Source organism: Bartonella sp. AP30XZML (assembly GCF_042195945.1).
Lineage (GTDB): Bacteria > Pseudomonadota > Alphaproteobacteria > Rhizobiales > Rhizobiaceae > Bartonella.
In genome coordinates, this window is record NZ_JBHIPJ010000077.1 from 17,934 (window position 1) to 35,571 (window position 17,638).

10 protein-coding genes are annotated in these 17,638 nt (G+C 36.4%); 5 read left to right on the plus strand and 5 right to left on the minus strand.

The features are described from left to right. Positions 1 to 8 precede the first annotated feature (8 nt). Entirely contained in the window at positions 9 to 1,322 is a 1,314-nt protein-coding gene (gene glyA / locus ACFIL2_RS05510) for a serine hydroxymethyltransferase (RefSeq protein WP_375634485.1), read from the minus strand. Positions 1,323 to 1,646: 324 nt separating this feature from the next. Between glyA and argC the strand changes: the two genes are divergently transcribed. Then, positions 1,647 to 2,579, plus strand: coding sequence for an N-acetyl-gamma-glutamyl-phosphate reductase (argC, locus tag ACFIL2_RS05515; RefSeq protein ID WP_375634484.1), 933 nt, complete (start codon positions 1,647 to 1,649; stop codon positions 2,577 to 2,579). 20 nt (positions 2,580 to 2,599) lie between these two features. On the opposite strand, the gene ACFIL2_RS05520 is transcribed toward argC, so the two are convergent. From ACFIL2_RS05520 to hfq, 4 genes are all read right to left on the minus strand, one after another. Next, positions 2,600 to 3,676 (minus strand): COX15/CtaA family protein, encoded by a 1,077-nt coding sequence (locus ACFIL2_RS05520; RefSeq protein WP_375634488.1) that lies wholly within the window; start codon positions 3,674 to 3,676, stop codon positions 2,600 to 2,602. 151 nt (positions 3,677 to 3,827) lie between these two features. Next, on the minus strand, positions 3,828 to 5,654 hold the full coding sequence (locus ACFIL2_RS05525; protein ID WP_375680593.1) for a hypothetical protein: 1,827 nt from the start codon (positions 5,652 to 5,654) through the stop codon (positions 3,828 to 3,830). A gap of 149 nt (positions 5,655 to 5,803) precedes the next feature. Further along, positions 5,804 to 7,141 (minus strand): GTPase HflX, encoded by a 1,338-nt coding sequence (gene hflX, locus ACFIL2_RS05530; RefSeq protein ID WP_375633154.1) that lies wholly within the window; start codon positions 7,139 to 7,141, stop codon positions 5,804 to 5,806. Positions 7,142 to 7,194: 53 nt separating this feature from the next. Further along, positions 7,195 to 7,434: an RNA chaperone Hfq gene (gene hfq / locus ACFIL2_RS05535; protein ID WP_005773461.1), complete on the minus strand. Its 240-nt coding sequence runs from the start codon at positions 7,432 to 7,434 to the stop codon at positions 7,195 to 7,197. A gap of 652 nt (positions 7,435 to 8,086) precedes the next feature. On the opposite strand from hfq, the gene ACFIL2_RS05540 reads away from it, so the two are divergent. The 4 genes from ACFIL2_RS05540 (at position 8,087) to ACFIL2_RS05555 (ending at position 17,626) form a co-directional block, all read left to right on the plus strand. Next, positions 8,087 to 12,646 (plus strand): hypothetical protein, encoded by a 4,560-nt coding sequence (locus tag ACFIL2_RS05540; protein ID WP_375633155.1) that lies wholly within the window; start codon positions 8,087 to 8,089, stop codon positions 12,644 to 12,646. A 1,001-nt stretch (positions 12,647 to 13,647) separates the two neighbouring features. Further along, positions 13,648 to 15,966 carry an NADP-dependent malic enzyme gene (locus tag ACFIL2_RS05545; protein WP_375618513.1) on the plus strand — a complete coding sequence of 773 codons (2,319 nt, stop codon included), beginning with the start codon at positions 13,648 to 13,650 and terminating at the stop codon, positions 15,964 to 15,966. 189 nt (positions 15,967 to 16,155) lie between these two features. Continuing rightward, positions 16,156 to 16,440 carry an acyl carrier protein gene (locus ACFIL2_RS05550; RefSeq protein WP_005773457.1) on the plus strand — a complete coding sequence of 95 codons (285 nt, stop codon included), beginning with the start codon at positions 16,156 to 16,158 and terminating at the stop codon, positions 16,438 to 16,440. A 10-nt stretch (positions 16,441 to 16,450) separates the two neighbouring features. Then, positions 16,451 to 17,626 (plus strand): beta-ketoacyl-ACP synthase, encoded by a 1,176-nt coding sequence (locus tag ACFIL2_RS05555; protein WP_375634480.1) that lies wholly within the window; start codon positions 16,451 to 16,453, stop codon positions 17,624 to 17,626. Positions 17,627 to 17,638: the final 12 nt, after the last annotated feature.

A 17,638-nucleotide genomic window follows, 5' to 3' on the forward strand; every position in this document is an offset into this window, starting at 1 on the left:
TTGTATCCTTAACGAGTGGTAAGATAAGAGTAAAGAGGAAATTGATTCGTTATATCTTTTACCTTTTTCTCAACAGCCATTTCAACGACATGATTATCTTCATCACTTTTTGCACTCCGAAGACCATCAAGAACTTCTGAAATCAGATGACCAACTTGAATAAACTCTTTTTCTAAAAAACCACGCGTCGTGGCAGCAGGTGATCCCAAACGAATTCCTGATGTTATAGATGGCGTTTCAGAATCAAAAGGAATGCCATTTTTATTGCAGGTAATATGAGCGCGTCCCAAAGCCAATTCAGCACGTTTACCTGTTAGATTTTTGGAACGTAAATCAACCAACAACAAATGATTATCTGTACCACCAGAAACAATATTAAAACCATTACCCTGTAATGTTTTTGCTAAAGTTTTCGCATTAGCGACAACATTAGCACTATAACTCTTGAAAGAGGGACGCAAAGCCTCCTCAAACGCAACAGCCTTTGCGGCAATCACATGCATTAAAGGACCACCTTGAAGACCAGGAAAAATTGCAGAATTAATTTTTCTGGATAAAGCCTCATCATTTGTCAATATTAAACCACCACGTGGACCTCGAAGCGATTTATGTGTTGTTGTTGTTACAATATGCGCATGTGGAACAGGTGAAGGATGCACGCCACCAGCAACAAGACCAGCAATATGAGACATATCAACGAGTAAATGAGCACCGATTTCATCTGCAATTTCACGGAATCTTTCCCAATCCCATAGCCGTGGATAAGATGAGCCCCCTGCTATAATAAGTTTTGGCTTACGTTCTTTTGCAAGCTGCTCAACCTCATCCATATCAATAATCTGATCTTCTTGACGCACACCATAGGAAACAACATCAAACCATTTTCCTGACATATTAACAGGTGAACCATGCGTAAGGTGACCACCAGCATTTAAATCCAACCCCATAAATGTATCACCAGGCTGAAGTAAAGCTAAAAAGACAGCTTGATTCATTTGGCTACCAGAATTAGGCTGTACATTCGCAAACGCAGCACCGAAAAGCTGTTTCGCCCTTTCAATAGCTAAATCTTCAACGACATCAACAAATTGACACCCACCATAGTAGCGCTTTCTTGGATAACCTTCTGCATACTTATTGGTTAAAACAGACCCCTGCGCTTCAAGGACCGCTCTTGAAACAATATTCTCTGAAGCAATCAGCTCAATTTCATGTTGTTGACGCTCAAACTCCCCTCTAATTGCGTCAAAAATTGCACCATCAACAGTTTGTAAATTATCATTAAAAAAGCGCTTTTGTGCGTCATTTTCTTGCTGAGTCATAAAACACATTCCTAACATAAAAAAATAAAGTCAAGGAACGATAACACAGCAAACCATGCAAACCAAACATTTTAAACTACTTACACTCAAAAATAATGAGGTAAATATTTATCTTAGTTCTTTGTTATAAAAACAACGAAAAACTTCCCTCTCGAGAATGGTAAAAAATGAGATTACATTTCTTTTTTTTACACTCTTATTTGTTTACACCTTTTACAAAAGGTATCTATAATCTAAAGAAATTCAATAATTTAATGATTAAAAATAATTTATAATGTGAAAAGCTGAATATAATAGGCAAAGTTAATACGAAGGCAAATAAGAATGCTAATCAAAGTTTTTATTGATGGTGAACATGGCACAACCGGACTACAAATACAAAAACGCTTAGAAAGGCGTACAGATTTAAAACTACTCTCTCTTGCTCATAAAGATCGCCATAATGTTCATCTGCGACAAGACTATCTTAATCAAGCCGATATTGCTATTTTGTGTCTTCCAGATGATGCTGCACGCGAAACAGTTCATTGGCTTAAAAAAAATAAAAACATTAGGATTATTGATAGCTCGACAGCCCACCGTGTTGCACCAGACTGGGTTTACGGTTTTCCTGAAATGACAGCAGGACAAAGAAAGCGCATCCAAGCAGCACATTATATAACCAATCCCGGATGCTATCCTACCGGTGCCATTAGTTTGATTCGTCCACTCCGTGAAGCAGGACTGCTAGACGCCGATTATCCCATCTCGATTAATGCAATCTCCGGCTATACCGGTGGTGGAAAACAGTTGATTTTACAAATGGAAAATCAATCTCAACAAAATATTCAGGACAATTATTTTATCTATGGTCTTAATCTTGAACACAAACATGTGCCAGAAATCAAAATCTATGGACAAATCAATCAAACCCCAATTTTTATACCAAGTGTGGGTCGTTTTCCCCAAGGAATGATTGTGAATCTTCCTCTGCATCGCCATTTATTCACAAAATCAGCAAACTGTTCTGATTTGCGCGAAATTCTCGCAAACCATTACGATGGACAAAATACCATTTTAGTAGCATCACAAGAAGAAACTGTTTCACTTGAAAGACTTAATCCAGAATGTTTAGCCAACAAAGATGGTATGAAACTGTTCGTATTTGGAAATGATCGTGAAGGCATTTTTAATCTCAGCGCCCTATTCGATAATTTAGGAAAAGGCGCATCAGCTGCTGCTGTCCAAAACCTTGATTTAATGCTTTCAGGCAACTAAACTTCATCTAGATACAAGCTTTATTCAACAGCACAATATGCCCCTTTTGTTGCTCGCCAATGCGCAACAACAAAACACAACACGACTAATGCCATACTTTGATGAATGAGCCCCAAACTTATCGGAACCTCATGTAACAGTGTCAAAATACCTAAAAGTGCTTGGATAATAATCATACCACAGATAAGAAATGCACGACGAGAGTGGGTTGAACGGGGAACATTTTTTTGTACATAGAAAGCATGAATAGCCGAGGCAATCAATAAAAAATAAGCAAAAAATCTATGAATAAACTGAACCGTTAAGGGATTTTCGAATAAATTGAGCCAAACAGGACGATGCTGTAACAATCCATCAGGAATAATCTGACCATCCATAAGGGGCCATGTATTATAGACTTTTCCTGCATGAAGCCCTGCAACCAAAGCACCCCAATAAATCTCTATCAAGACGAGAATAACAAGCCAAGCCGCAAAATATTGCACCTTTTGATTTGCTGGCTTTTCTGAATATTCTGCAAGCCCTCGAGATAAATAAGTAACAAAAACAATAACAAAACATGCCGTTATAAGATGAAATGCCAAACGATATTGGCTCACACTTGTTAAACTACTTTGCCCAATCCCTGAAGCAACCATCCACCAACCAATAAAGCCTTGAAAGGCGATAAGAATAGGTACAACAATAAGCGGGAGTAAGATATTTTTTTCAACACGCTTAGTCGCCCAAAACCAAATGAGCCCCAATAAAGCGACAAGACCAACAAGACGCCCAAGAACACGATGCGCCCATTCCCACCAAAAAATGACCTTAAAAGCACTTAAGGTCATATCAGGATTAAGCAGCTTATATTGTGCTATCTGTTGATATTTTAAAAATTCCTCTTGCCATTGATCCACACCAATCGGTGGAATAACGCCGTGTATTGGCTTCCATTCCGTTATAGATAATCCTGATCCCGTCAAACGAGTAGCGCCACCCACTAAGACAATTGCCAAACACAGCAATAAAATAGAGTAAAGCCACACCTGTATATGTTTTCTATTTTCCTTTTGCACAGGCGTTAAAATGCTATTGTTTAATCTCTTTACTACCATCTCTGATTGCCCCACGCTTCTCTCCAACTAAAATACATTTTAAAATTTAAACATTAACTCTTTGTCTATTTTAGTATGTACTACAACTTTAGCAAAAAACAAGCGTACCACTATAACATGCGATACATATTTCTTTTTTACTTTACGAAGCTTATGATGCTACAATGCGATAAACAGTCTTTGGAAAGCTGTCTACCATCCGCATCATCCATTCTTGTTCATTAAGAACAGTATTACAAATATAATAGTCTGTTAGCTCTGCAAATTGCTCAAACCCATATTTTGGTTCGCTTGCCATCTCTAGGATGATAAAATCATATTCTTTTTTAAATTCTTGTAATATATGAAAAATATCATTTGAAAAATCTTGTGCTGAAATGGCACTTGTTACCCCCTGAGGAAGAATATCAACCCCCGTATCATAATCACGGTAAATAACATCATGCAACTTGGCATTGCCCGTTAAAATATCACTCAGTCCGCGATGTGGACCAATGACTTTCTCTATTTGTTGACCAGAAATATCGACCAACAAAATTGTTTTGTTCTCTTTTGTGAGATGAAGTGAAAGCTTTGCCGCTGTCCGTGCAGCCTCTGGTCCAATGATTGAAATAATGGTTGAAGCACGCCATTTCAAAACATCAGATAATCCCTCTATCGTAATAAAAGCTTCAAAATTTTTCATTTCTTGAGAGACTAAAATATTCTCATTCTTCTTAAGAGAATTTTCTTTTGATCTCAAATCCTCTTCTGAGATTTGGTCTTTTTTCCTTTTAAAGCACGGATAGAATAACAAGATTCCTAGCAAAAGAGTAAGGAAGCTGGCCAATGCACTCACAAGAATATTTTTTCCATAAAGAGCCATAAAAGAAATTGGTGCTAACGTTATTGGCATAACCACGTGGATATTTGTATTTTGTAAGAGAAGAGGATTATCACTCAATCCCCAATATGAACCAATGACTTTTTCTCTTCGTTGAACAGACTTGCTCATCGCTTTATTTTGGACATCGATCGCTGCTTTTATTTTATTTTCAAATTCATTAAATATTTCATTCAAAGATTGGGATTGATCTCTTATAAAAAAACTCACCCTTTTTTGAAGCTGTTTTTCCAATTCCGTTGCAATAACCTCATCTGAATGAACTTGATAAACAATCTGTAAAATTTTATTTTTTAATTGATGAGAAACTGTCTCTAATTCTGCAGTCATCGCTTTAATTTGAGGATGTGTCCACCCTAATTGTGCAGCCATATGTGCTCTTTGCGTTTCCAAGAGATCACGTTTAGATTCCAGAGAAACAATTGCTGAATTGCCTGCAATAAACGATAAAAACAGTAAAGACTGCCCATTTTCACGCATCATGTTAATCGTTGAATTCAAACTTGTTAAATGAATACGCTTTAAAGTTGCTTGCGTTAATTGCATCAAAAGATTATGAAGTTCTGTTTGTTTTACACCACGCTGAATAAAAGAATCAATAGATTTACGAAATTCCTGCACGATATTAAGGATTGCAATATTATCATATTGTTTGTCTTCTAATTTATCATTTAACAAGAATTGTTTCTGTTTTATGATTGCTTGTGAAAATGCGGAAAACCAAGTTTCCAACCCACGTTGAGCTGCTTCAAGTGTCTCGGCTTCAAAAATAAGATCGATAAAATCACCATGACGCGATAAACGGATATTTTCATGATTTTTTTTCTTATAAGAAGCACTTAAAGAAAAATTCGAATCATTGAAGAACATAGGCTGTGAAAACAAAAAAGCGATAACATTGTCTTGCTTTTTAATTGGTAATGGCTTTCCTACAGAATCAGATAATGAAAATGTTAAAGTTGCTTGGTAACCACGGGGCTGGACAAAATAATACAACCAAATCAAAGATACACATAGAATTTGTAATAGCAAAACAATCAAAATGCTTCGCCATACGGTACGTACGAATAGTCTTTTATTACATGTAAGACTCATCTTTATTTTAACCAGCAAAATACTTCTTCATATTGTTTTATTAAGAGAAAGTAGTAACTATCCTCTTAACTTGCTGTCATATTATTTTGAGATAATAAAAATATAAAATTTAAGCACAAATGTTCAAAAATATTTTTAAAGAACTTAATTCATATTTTTTTGAGGCTCTCTAGTTGTTTTTTTGCTTCAGAAGTAACAACCGCTCTAATGGTAATAGACCCATCATCATGCCCTTCTTGCACTATTTCCGCAGAGTTTTCATAAAACCAATCAATAAGCGACATTTCATGAGGTTGTAAAAGATATTCAATGCTTTGCACCTCTCCAAAAATTAGCTTTTCAATGGCTCTTAATAATTGATCGAGTCCATCCCCTTTAAGTGCTGATACCATGAGAGCAGGATTTAATCGCGTCTTTGCGCTTGTTTGTAAAACATTCAATGCTTGCTCATCTAACATATCAATCTTATTCCAAACTTCTATGATGTGCTCCATATCATCAATATCGATATCAAGACTTGAAAGCACTTCTAAAACATCTTGGGCATGTGCTCGATGATCAAGATCTGACATATCTCTTACATGAAGAATGAGATCCGCTTCAACCACTTCTTCAAGGGTTGCTCTAAAAGCTGCAATCAAATTCGTTGGCAAGTTAGAAATAAACCCTACAGTATCAGACAAAAGAACAGTTTTTCCATGGGGAAGAACAACTTTGCGCAAAGTCGGATCAAGCGTTGCAAATAACATATTCTTTGCTAAAACATCTGCACCGCTTAAACGGTTAAAGAGAGTTGACTTTCCTGTATTCGTATATCCTACCAGTGCCACAACAGGATAAGATGTTTTTTTCCTTTTTGCTCTATGAAGTGCACGCGTTTTAATAACCGTTTGCAATTCGCGGCGAATACGAATAATTTTTTCTTGTAAAAGACGCCTATCTGCTTCAATTTGCGTCTCACCAGGTCCACCTAGGAAGCCACGCCCCCCCCGTTGCCTTTCCAAGTGCGTCCAACTCCGCACAAGCCTCCCTTTTTGATAGGACAAACGCGCTAACTCTACTTGCAAAACTCCTTCTTTTGTTCGTGCACGGTCCCCAAAAATTTCAAGAATCAAAGCCGTTCTATCGATAACTTTGCAATTCCACAATTTTTCTAAATTACGCTGCTGTACTGGCGTTAAAAAGTGATCTACAATCACAAGCTCAATAGAATATTCATCTATATAACAGGTTAACGCATCTACTTTACCTTTTCCAAAGAGAGTCGCAGAGCGAGGCGTTGCAATATTTATCGTTTCATAATTAACAACTTCTAACCTTATAGCACGTGCTAACCCCAATGATTCTTTAACACGAGAAGATATAGAACACTCTCTCAAAGAGCTTTCACTTCTATTTTCTTGAAAAATCGGTATCAAAACAAGTGCGCGCACCTGTCCTGTATTCTGCGAAAATACCCCTCCTAATCTCTCATTTTCATTTATCATAGCAATCTAAGTACTTTTAAATGGGATAAGAGGTCTATCTTAAAATGATATGTTTACTCAGGACTTTCACCCTCAAACATCTGTACAGGCTGTCCAGGCATAATCGTAGAAATAGCATGCTTATAAACTAATTGCGCGTGTCCATCTCGGCGCAAAAGAACACAAAAATTATCAAATGAAGTTACAATACCCGTGAGTTTAACGCCATTGACAAGAAAAATTGTAAGGGAAATTTTTTGCTTACGCACCGTATTTAAAAACACATCTTGCAGGTGTTGTGATCGCTCTGCCATTATTCTTACACCTTTATCTAGATTGCATAAAATATTCGTGCATGCATATCGACTGAAAAATATCCAATTGTCAACGTAGAAGCTTAAAAATTCAGCAACAAACAACTGAAATTAGAGAAAAAACGGCTCTTTAAGACAATAATAAAGTACAACTTACGAAAAGCTATATTAAATTAAAAATTTTTCCACGTTTACTTTTTTATGAGCTTACAATTCAAAGGCATACTTTTATACATCCTAAGCTATTACAGACTATATGTGATGATGAATCTGCTTCGTTTAGAATCAATAAAAGTAAGCGGACAACAACATTTATTAACGATTATCGATATTAAAGAGAGGCATTTGCACCTTACTGTATATATAACCGCTATTAAAGTCCTTATTTCAAAGACTGCCGGCTTATAAAGCTTTCTATAAACACAAGTTGTAAACAGTATTTTTGTTTTAGTTAGATTTAAATAATAAATTGTTTTCACTATATTTTATAACATTTTTAAACAGGGTATAAGAAACCGCGTTAACTTTATCTTGATAAGTTTTTAAAATTTTTCCCTAAGCATATTCCTTTCTAAATAATTAACAGCTAGTATGTAGAAATTATGTGGAAGAGGACGTATCCCTTTTCCGGCTGTAAGAGTACGAGGCGAGTATGGCACGCAGAACAAAATTGCAAACATTTGAAGTTGAAGTTGAAGAAGCCCTCACAAAAGCTATGAACTTTGATTTCGATGACACAGGATTTGAAACAATATCATCCAATAATTCTGAAAATGTTGTTAATGTCGATGATCTGATTCAAAAAATTGCAATGGCAGAAGAAGAATTTTTTGCTGAAAACGGTACGTCAACTTTTGTTTCTAATATTCATGATGAAGCTGTTATTGATAAATCCGTTGTTGAACAGCTTTTTGCTCCAAAACCTTCACCTGATATTTCAGGTGGAACTGTTCATAATACATTATTGCCTACAAAACTTCTTCCCGCAAATGATGATATAACAACCCCTGTAAATTTTGGACCATTCAAGCAGCGTTCTTCCTCTCGAGTCTACTGGTATACAACAGCGCTTAGTGCTTTATGGGCAACGGGAGGAGCTTTTATTGCGCATAAGCTCGCACCTACCGGACTCAGCTCCTTATCCAATATCAGCACTTTTGTTACATCCCCAACAGGACTTGCTGTAGCAGCCGGAACAGCAATTCCTATCCTTATATCTTGGGGCGTTGCTCAATTAACAAAACGTTCAAACGACTTGCATAATATTGCGCTTCTTATGACCAATGCTGCACAGCGCCTTAGTGAACCACAACATCTATCTGAAAAACAAGCTATTGCTATAGGGCAAACCATTCGTGAAGAAGTAGCAGCAATGAACGAAGGTATTGAACGTACCCTCGGACGTGCTGTTGAACTTGAAGCAATCATACAAGGTGAAGTTCATAATCTAGAACAAGCCTATGCTGAAAATGAATCACGCATTCACACATTAATCAAAGAATTGAGTAATGAACGCATAGCCATTTTGAATCATGCAGATCGCGTACAATCAACAATTAAAGGAACCCAAGAACAACTGAGTGATGAATTTGGTTTGGTTACCTCTAACATTGTAACCAATGTTGAAAAGCTTGCACAAACCCTTTCTCAAACTTTACAAAAACAAGGCGAAGACCTCGTTGAAAAACTTTCCTATGCTGGTGATGGCGTAACAAATCAGCTTGTTGAAAAATTTAACAAAACAACAACACAAATTCAGCAGAAAAACACGGAATTTTTTCATGAATTAGGAAAAAACTTCGATGGCTTTGCAAAACGATTTGATCATAATGAAAAACAAATAGAAAAAACTTTTAATGAAACAGCTGAAAAAGCAGAAGTACATGTTGCTAAAATTGCAACACATATACAAGCAGTAACAGATCAAACTTTGCACGCTGTCGATGAAAAGTTTAAAGCCTTGGATAAAGCTCTTATTGATCGTAATAATCAATCTCTACAGAATTTTGATGAGAAGATCTTAAAGCTCGACGACCAAGCACATAAACTCTCTTCTAAATTTGATAACGTAACCTCGCAAGCAATTGGAGCCTTTGAACAACGTTTAGCAACGGTTGATCTTTCTCTTAAAGAACATAGTGATTCCATCATTGATTCCTTTATAGAACGCAGTCAGGCTTTAGAGGATAATGCTGAAAAACTTGGTAACTTCTTGGAAGCTCATGTCTTGAAAATAAATGAGAACCTCCAAGAAAAAACAGCAGACATTACCCATGCATTTACAAATGGACGTGAAGCTATTCTTTCTGCAATTGATAAAAGTAAAGAAAGTCTGAGAGAAGAAATTCAATATGTCGACAATGCCATTGTTGATATCATACAAGAACGTTCACAAGATTTTAAAGTACAACTTTCTGATCAACGAGCTCTTATGGCAGACATGCTCGATAACGAGAAGAATAAAATTGCGGATACATTAAGAAATCAAATTGATGTTTTATCCCAAAATACTTCTCATATTGAAAAAGTTTTGGCTGACAATGTTCAAGTCGTTGATAAACAAGCTGAAAATCATATTACAAACATCATTCAATGCACTGAAAAGTTACAAGATGTCATTGTACAAAGTTGTAATACAACCCAAGATGCTTTAGAAGCACAAGCGAGAAATATTGATATCCGTGCCGATGCTCTGCGCGACTCTTTAGCGATTAATAGTTTTTCTCTCAATGAAGTTCTTGCCGATCAAGCACGCACACTTGAACAACGCATGGAAACAATCCATAATCTCATTGCAAAAAGTGATATACGTGTCGATGTTGCATTGAAACAACAAATAGATTTAGTTGAGAGTGCAATTGTCGCCAATAATAAAAACATTACTGAAACGGTTCAAGATCATATCAAAAACCTTGAAAGCCATGCCGAAATTTTAAAGAATACGCTCTCTCAATCGAGTGGTGTTTTCTTTGAAACCCTTGAAACACGTATGGAATCATTCGATACAGATCTAGAAGATCGTGCACACAAAATTTTTGAACGGACAACAACGCTAGAGGAAACATTATCTGAAAAATTTAGCCAAATCTGTGAAGCCATTGATATGCAAACATCTGTTATTGAGGAACGTTCTGACACATTAAAAACGTCTCTCATGATTAATAATGAGCAAAGTCAGATAATTCAACAAGCGCTGGAAAGCAGTGTTGACAATATGCGTGTAACCTTAGAAGACTCTGTTAATACAGTGACAGATAACCTGCATAATAAGATTATAAAAGCTTCTGATATTCTTTCTTCTACGAGTGAACAAATTCTTTCATCTGTTACAAATGTTACTGCACAAGCAGAAAATATTCTCTCAGAATCAGGCAATCGCATTGTATCAAATGTCAAAAAAACTGTTTATGATACCAGTGAAAAAGTTCTGTCAGTTCTGTCTGAACAAACAGCGCATACTGTCGAAGCTTTCGCAACAGCCAGTCATAATGCACAAGCATTATTGAATGAAACTATTCACACATCAACAACAGCAATAGAACAAGTTCTTAATGAACGCTGTGATGTTCTTCATCACTCTATGCAAAATCTTAAAAATAATTTAGGATATCAACTCTCTGATGTAACGAGCCGTCTGGAAGATGCTGGAAATCAAACAACAACACAAATTTCAGAACATGTTGGAAAAATAACAGAGCTTACAAATCACTTAAATCAAGCAGCGCAAAATACGACAGAATCAATTGATTCTTTAACACAGCATATCGGTGAACAACTCTCTCTTTCCACACAAAATGCTGAACAAAGAATTTATGCACATAATGAATCTTTAGTGAATAGCTTAACCAAAGCTAACTCTGAAACACTTCAAACAATAACGATTATGAAGGAAGAGCTTGTTAATAATGTCTCATCCATCTTAACACAGTTGAATCAATCAATTTACAATTTTCAGGAAAATAGTAATGTTTTATTATCGGCTGTTCAAAATATTGATGGGCAGTTTAATGAGAGTACGAATAATTTTTTCCGCAACACGGACCAAGTAGCAGAGCGTTTGTCAGCCTCAAATCAAGCGCTCAATACTAATGTTGAAATTCTGCAAGGACTTTCAAAGAGTACCTTTGAACAAATTAATCATATAACGAGTAGTTTTGGTGAACATGCAAAGACACTTTCCCAAACTATTCATGTTCTTGAACAGTCTGAAAATTCACTTAGTGCAACACTTGAAGAAAAACATAATACGCTTTCTGTATTAAGCGATGCTCTTGTTTCAAAGTCTCATGAAATTAATCAAATGATTGGGCATTATGAAAAAATCTTCAACTTAGCACTTGAACGCTCTGATAAGAATGCGCGTAACTCCACAAATTCATTCCAACAATCACTTAATAAGCTTGTTAGTGAAGCATCAACGCGTTTTTCAGAAGCAGCAGAAGATATACGTCGCTCCGCTGATGAAGTTCGTTTAGAGCTTTCAAAGATTAATAATGATATCAATGAAAATGTAAAAAAACTTCCAGAAAAAACAAAAGAAACAACGCAAACAATTCGCACAGCTTTGAATGAACAGATTACAGCGTTACAAGATTTAGTCAGTGTTATACAAAATGATCAAAAGAGCGCACAAAAACAGCTAATATCAGCATTTCCTACATCATCAATGTTTAATCAAAAAAGTGACAGTTCCACTGAGTCTGTTAAAAAGATTGTGCCACCTAAGCCTATTTTGCAACAAGATCAAAGCAAAAAAAGACCAAATAAATGGGTATCAAATCTCTTAGAAAGAGCTTCACGTGAAGAAACATTTTATGATGCTCCCCCTAGTGATGATGTTTTAACATCAGTGCAAACAAAACCATCTCCTGCAAACTGCTCTCTTAATTCATTAGCTTCTGGTATAGTGCAAGCTATTAATCACAATGCCATTGTTGAGCTATGGGATCATTATCAACGTGGACAAAAAAACATCGTAACAGAACGCCTTTATACCTTAAATGGACAAAAAATATTTGAAATGATTAAGAAAAAATATATGAGCGATTTTGGGTTTAAACGTTCAGTGAATCAATATGTTACGGATTTCGAAAAGCTCTTACGTGATATATCGCGCAGTTCTGGCTCTTCCAACTCAGTTCGCAAGTACTTGATATCAGATACCGGAAAAGTTTATACTATGCTTGCTCATGCAAGTGGTCGAATCCAATAACAAATAAGAAAGTGGAAAAAGATATTTTTCCACTTTCTCTCTCCAGTTGTTTTAATGGCTCATCATAGAATGCTTTTTTTTCAACTGTAGCTTTGTACTTCAAAGGTTGGGATAATTGGCATGCGGTTTTCTTTGACATCCTAAGCAATAACCCTAAAGAAGCGTAATGGCTTATCAAACAACGTATCATTCTAAGAATGATAAAGCATGTCTTCTATTTCCTTATCTTTTTCTTAACTCCTTTATTTTTCATAGTTTCATAAAGGTACAAAATCGGTAATAATTATTTTTATTAATTGTGAAAAAAATTCATGCTTTTGTATTAAAATAGCTCATAGAAACACTTCTATTTATTTTTTTTAATGTTTTTTATCCACATATTACTCTCGTTGAATTATCTAAGTAAATATTTTTTATTATATTAGGTGAATTTGAGCTAAAAGAATCTTATTGTATTCAAATTTCTCATTCAACATACGAGATGATTCATTATAAATTATAAAGTTCGCATTATTAAGAGTTCAATTGAATAATAAATAAAACAACTCCCATTTTTAAAGTTCCAATTTCCTTTTAAATAGCTGCAAAAATAATTTATAAATTGCAAATTGTTATTTAAAATTTCTTCTACCTCCCTATAGAAATTTAAATAAAGAAGATGAAGTTAATAGAAAGCACTCTTCTTTTCTTTCCTTAAGTTGTAAGCATTGCAAAAAAAATAATGGCTTGGTAATGTAATTATTAGTAATATTTTATTCGTTTGTAGACTAATCAATTTTTACGGGTTTTATTAAGGAAAGAAAAAACTAATCGTGCTGCTATCAATGAAATTATTCATGCACACAAACAAAAAGAATTATCAAACTGGTTTTACGATCCAGAAGAGTTTTCTCATACTCATACATTTTGATATTCAGAGAAATGAGGATTTATTAGTGGACAAAACCTTATCGTAGATGGAACATCTCATATACACATACGCTAACTTGGATATCATAAAAATGTCTAGAGAACAAAATAGTGATTTCAGTTCACCAAAAGCTGAACTTGACAGTGCCGCACTTTTTTATCACCAACACCCAAAACCTGGAAAATTGGAAATACAAGCAACAAAACCTCTTGATAATCAACGTGATTTAGCTCTTGCTTATTCTCCAGGCGTTGCAGCACCATGTCTTGCGATTCATGAAGATCCCAATCTTGCTGCTCAATATACCTCCCGTGCTAATTTAGTCGCTGTTATATCCAATGGAACTGCTGTTCTTGGTTTAGGGAACATTGGTCCACTCGCTTCCAAGCCAGTTATGGAAGGCAAGGCCGTTTTATTTAAAAAATTTGCGAATATTGATGTTTTTGATATTGAAATTGATGCATCCGATATAGAACAAATGGTACAAACAATATCGACCTTAGAACCTACATTTGGTGGTATTAATCTTGAAGACATTAAGGCTCCTGAATGTTTTGACATCGAAGAAAAACTTCGTGCTAAAATGAAAATTCCAGTTTTTCATGATGACCAACATGGAACTGCCATTATCGTTTCTGCGGCTGTATTAAATGCCTTAAATCTTTCAGGAAAAAAAATTGAAAATGCAAAAATAGTTACCTCAGGTGCAGGTGCTGCTGCCCTCGCTTGCCTTAATCTTTTGGTTCGTCTTGGGGCAAAAGTTGAAAATATTTGGCTTAGTGACTTAGAGGGAGTTGTTTATGAAGGTCGCAAGACCCTTATGGATCGTTGGAAAATCAATTACGCACAAAAAACGGACGCACGAACTTTATCTGATATTATTGATGATGCGGATATTTTTCTAGGCCTATCTGCGGGTGGTGTTTTAAAGCCTGAATATCTTAAAAGAATGGCTCAAAATCCACTCATTTTAGCACTGGCTAATCCAGTACCAGAAATTATGCCTGAAGAAGCACGCTCTATACGACCAGATGCAATGATCTGCACAGGACGCTCTGATTATCCCAATCAAGTTAATAATGTCCTTTGTTTTCCCTATATCTTCCGTGGTGCATTAGACGTAGGTGCTAGTGCAATTAATGAAGAAATGAAAATGGCCGCTGTTCATGCGATTGCTGCCCTTGCACGTGAAGAAACTTCAGATGTTGTAGCACGTGCATACTCGAAAGAACCACCCAATTTTGGACCAGACTATCTGATCCCCTCTCCTTTTGATCCGCGTTTAATACTGCGTATTGCTCCCGCTGTTGCTAAAGCAGCAATGACAACTGGTGTCGCCATTCGTCCCATTGAAGATATGGAGGCCTACTATGATATCCTCAATCGATTTGTCTTTCTTTCTGGTTTAACAATGAAACCTGTTTTTGCTGCAGCAAAAACAGCAAAACGTAAACGCGTCATCTATGCCAATGGTGAAGATGAACGCGTCCTTCGTGCAGCACAAGTTGTCATTGAAGAACAAACAGCAACGCCCCTCCTTATCGGCCGTCCACATGTCGTAGAAGCAAGATTAAAACGCTTTGGTTTAAGAATTCGTCCTGGTATAGATTTTGAATTAACAAACCCTGAAGATGATCCACGTTTTCGTGATTATGTTAATTTATTTTTTCATTATACAGGGAGGCGTGGTGTTACGCCTGAAATGGCAAAAACAGTAGTGAGAACATCAACAACGGCTATTGCTGCCCTTGCCGTTATGCGTGAAGAAGCAGATGCAATGATTTGCGGCTTAGAAGGACGCTTTGAACGTCAACTTGAATTGATTGAACAAATTATCGGTCTTGATCCTCATGTTCACCGTTTTTCTGCTATGAGTTTGCTTATCTCTCAACAACGTACTCTTTTCCTCACAGATACTTACGTCAATGAAAATCCTTCTGCAGAAGAAATCGCTGAAATGACTGTGTTGGCAGCTCAAGAAGTTGAAGCATTTGGAATAACACCAAAAGCAGCCTTATTATCACACTCAAACTTTGGTTCTAAAAACACAGAAAGTGCGCGTAAAATGCGACGTGCAACAGAAATTCTTGCCAAATTACACCCTGATTTAGAAGCAGATGGTGAAATGCATGCTGATGCTGCCCTTTCCAAAGTTTTTCGTGATCGTGTTTTTCCTAATTCTCGTCTTAAAAGTGAAGCTAATTTGCTTGTCTTTCCAACACTTGATTCAGCCAATATCACGCTCAACACTGTTAAAAGCCTCACAAATGCACTCCATGTTGGTCCTATTCTAATCGGGGCAGCACGTCCCGCCCATATCTTAACGCCTTCAGTAACTTCCCGGGGAGTTGTTAATATAACAGCCCTTGCTGTCCTTGCTGCCAATAGAAAAAATAGTCTTGTAAAATAAATGCGCAATAAAATTTCAAAGTTTTTTAAATATTGAGATATAGTATTTCATGTACTGTAAACCTCTTTTCTCTATAGATAAAGACAGCTATATTCTGGATTAAGTCTTTTTTTTAAAGAGAAAAAAGGCTAGAAGAACAATATTAAATGTATTTTGAATTTACTAACTCTATAATAAGGAATCCGTACATTGCCTTCCACGTTTGATAAAGTTGCTGATATCATTGCAGAAATCAGTGAAATTGATCGCAATACAATTACACCTGAGAGTCATACAATTGACGATTTAGGAATCGACAGTCTTGATTTTCTTGATATTGTTTTCGCTATTGATAAAGCTTTCGGAATAAAAGTCCCTCTAGAACAATGGACACAAGAAGTCAACGAAGGTACCGTTGCAACAGAAGAATACTTTGTTCTTAAAAACCTTTGTGCAAAAATTGATGATCTCGTTGCCTTAAAACAGGCGGAGTAGTTTTTTCGCCATGCTTGATCAATCTGTATTCATTACTGGTATAGGTCTCATAAGCTCTCTGGGGGCAGGAACTGATCAACATTGGAATCTCTTAAATGATCCAATCCGTACACCAAACCTAGATTATACAACTTTTTCACCTTACACGGTTCATAAATTGCCCGAAATTGATTGGAGTTTACAAATTCCTAAAAAAAGTGATCAACGGCAAATGGGAACATGGCAGCGTCTTGGTACCTATGCGGCTGGTCTTGCTCTTGATGATGCCGGCATAAAAAATAATGAACAACTCACTTCAACAATGGATATGATCGTAGCGGCAAGTGGGGGAGAACGTGATATTACTGTTGATACACAGATTCTTTCTAAAGCGCGCGCAGTTGCCGATCATGCTTCTATGTTAAATGTTGCTCTTTCAACTGAACTTCGTCCAACATTATTTTTGGCACAACTTTCAAACCTTTTGGCAGGAAACATTTCAATTGTTCATAAAGTCACTGGATCATCTCGTACATTTATGGGAGAAGAAGGCAGTGGTCTTTCTGCACTTCAAATTGCTGTAGCTCGTATTAAATCAGGTCAAAGTACCCATGCTCTTGTAGGAAGTTCCTATAATGCACAAAGTTATGATATGTTGTTGGCGCATGAGCTTGGTGGTCTTTTAACCCATAATGGATGGAGCCCAGTGTGGGATCGTGGAATCTATCCAGGCGGCGGTGTCATAGCAGGTTCTGGTGGGATCTTCCTAGTTATTGAAAGTGGAGAACATGCCAAAAAACGCAACGCACGTGCTTATGCTGAAATTAGCCAAATTATTACAGACCAAACAGATAGAACCAAAATTCCACTTAGAGATTCAATTGCAACAATGTTAAAAACTGCGGGCGCTAAATCTGCCTTAGCCATTTCAGCAGCCTCAGGAGCTCACGAAGCAACAAAAGCAGAACAAAATGCTCTTGATAATGCTGATCTATTTTACCGTGGCATTACAACATTATTTGGTTATATGCGGGAAGCACAATTTCCTCTAGCTCTAGCTCTTGCAGCACTTTCAATTGAAAAAAAACGCGGTTTTCCAGTGTTAAGTCCTCATGAAAAACCTTTTTCTAAAGAAGTACGTGAAATATTTGTTACAACGATTGGTATAAAAAGAGCTGAAGGTATTGTGCGTCTTACTGCTGTTTGAAGGGGAATTTCT

Bases quoted from the DNA above. Each gene is read 5' to 3' on its own strand.
- glyA (WP_375634485.1), bottom strand. From the start codon at position 1,322: ATGACTCAGCAAGAAAATGACGCACAAAAGCGCTTTTTTAATGATAAT.
- argC (WP_375634484.1), top strand. From the start codon at position 1,647: ATGCTAATCAAAGTTTTTATTGATGGTGAACATGGCACAACCGGACTA.
- ACFIL2_RS05520 (WP_375634488.1), bottom strand. From the start codon at position 3,676: ATGGTAGTAAAGAGATTAAACAATAGCATTTTAACGCCTGTGCAAAAG.
- ACFIL2_RS05525 (WP_375680593.1), bottom strand. From the start codon at position 5,654: ATGAGTCTTACATGTAATAAAAGACTATTCGTACGTACCGTATGGCGA.
- hflX (WP_375633154.1), bottom strand. From the start codon at position 7,141: ATGATAAATGAAAATGAGAGATTAGGAGGGGTATTTTCGCAGAATACA.
- hfq (WP_005773461.1), bottom strand. From the start codon at position 7,434: ATGGCAGAGCGATCACAACACCTGCAAGATGTGTTTTTAAATACGGTG.
- ACFIL2_RS05540 (WP_375633155.1), top strand. From the start codon at position 8,087: ATGGCACGCAGAACAAAATTGCAAACATTTGAAGTTGAAGTTGAAGAA.
- ACFIL2_RS05545 (WP_375618513.1), top strand. From the start codon at position 13,648: ATGTCTAGAGAACAAAATAGTGATTTCAGTTCACCAAAAGCTGAACTT.
- ACFIL2_RS05555 (WP_375634480.1), top strand. From the start codon at position 16,451: ATGCTTGATCAATCTGTATTCATTACTGGTATAGGTCTCATAAGCTCT.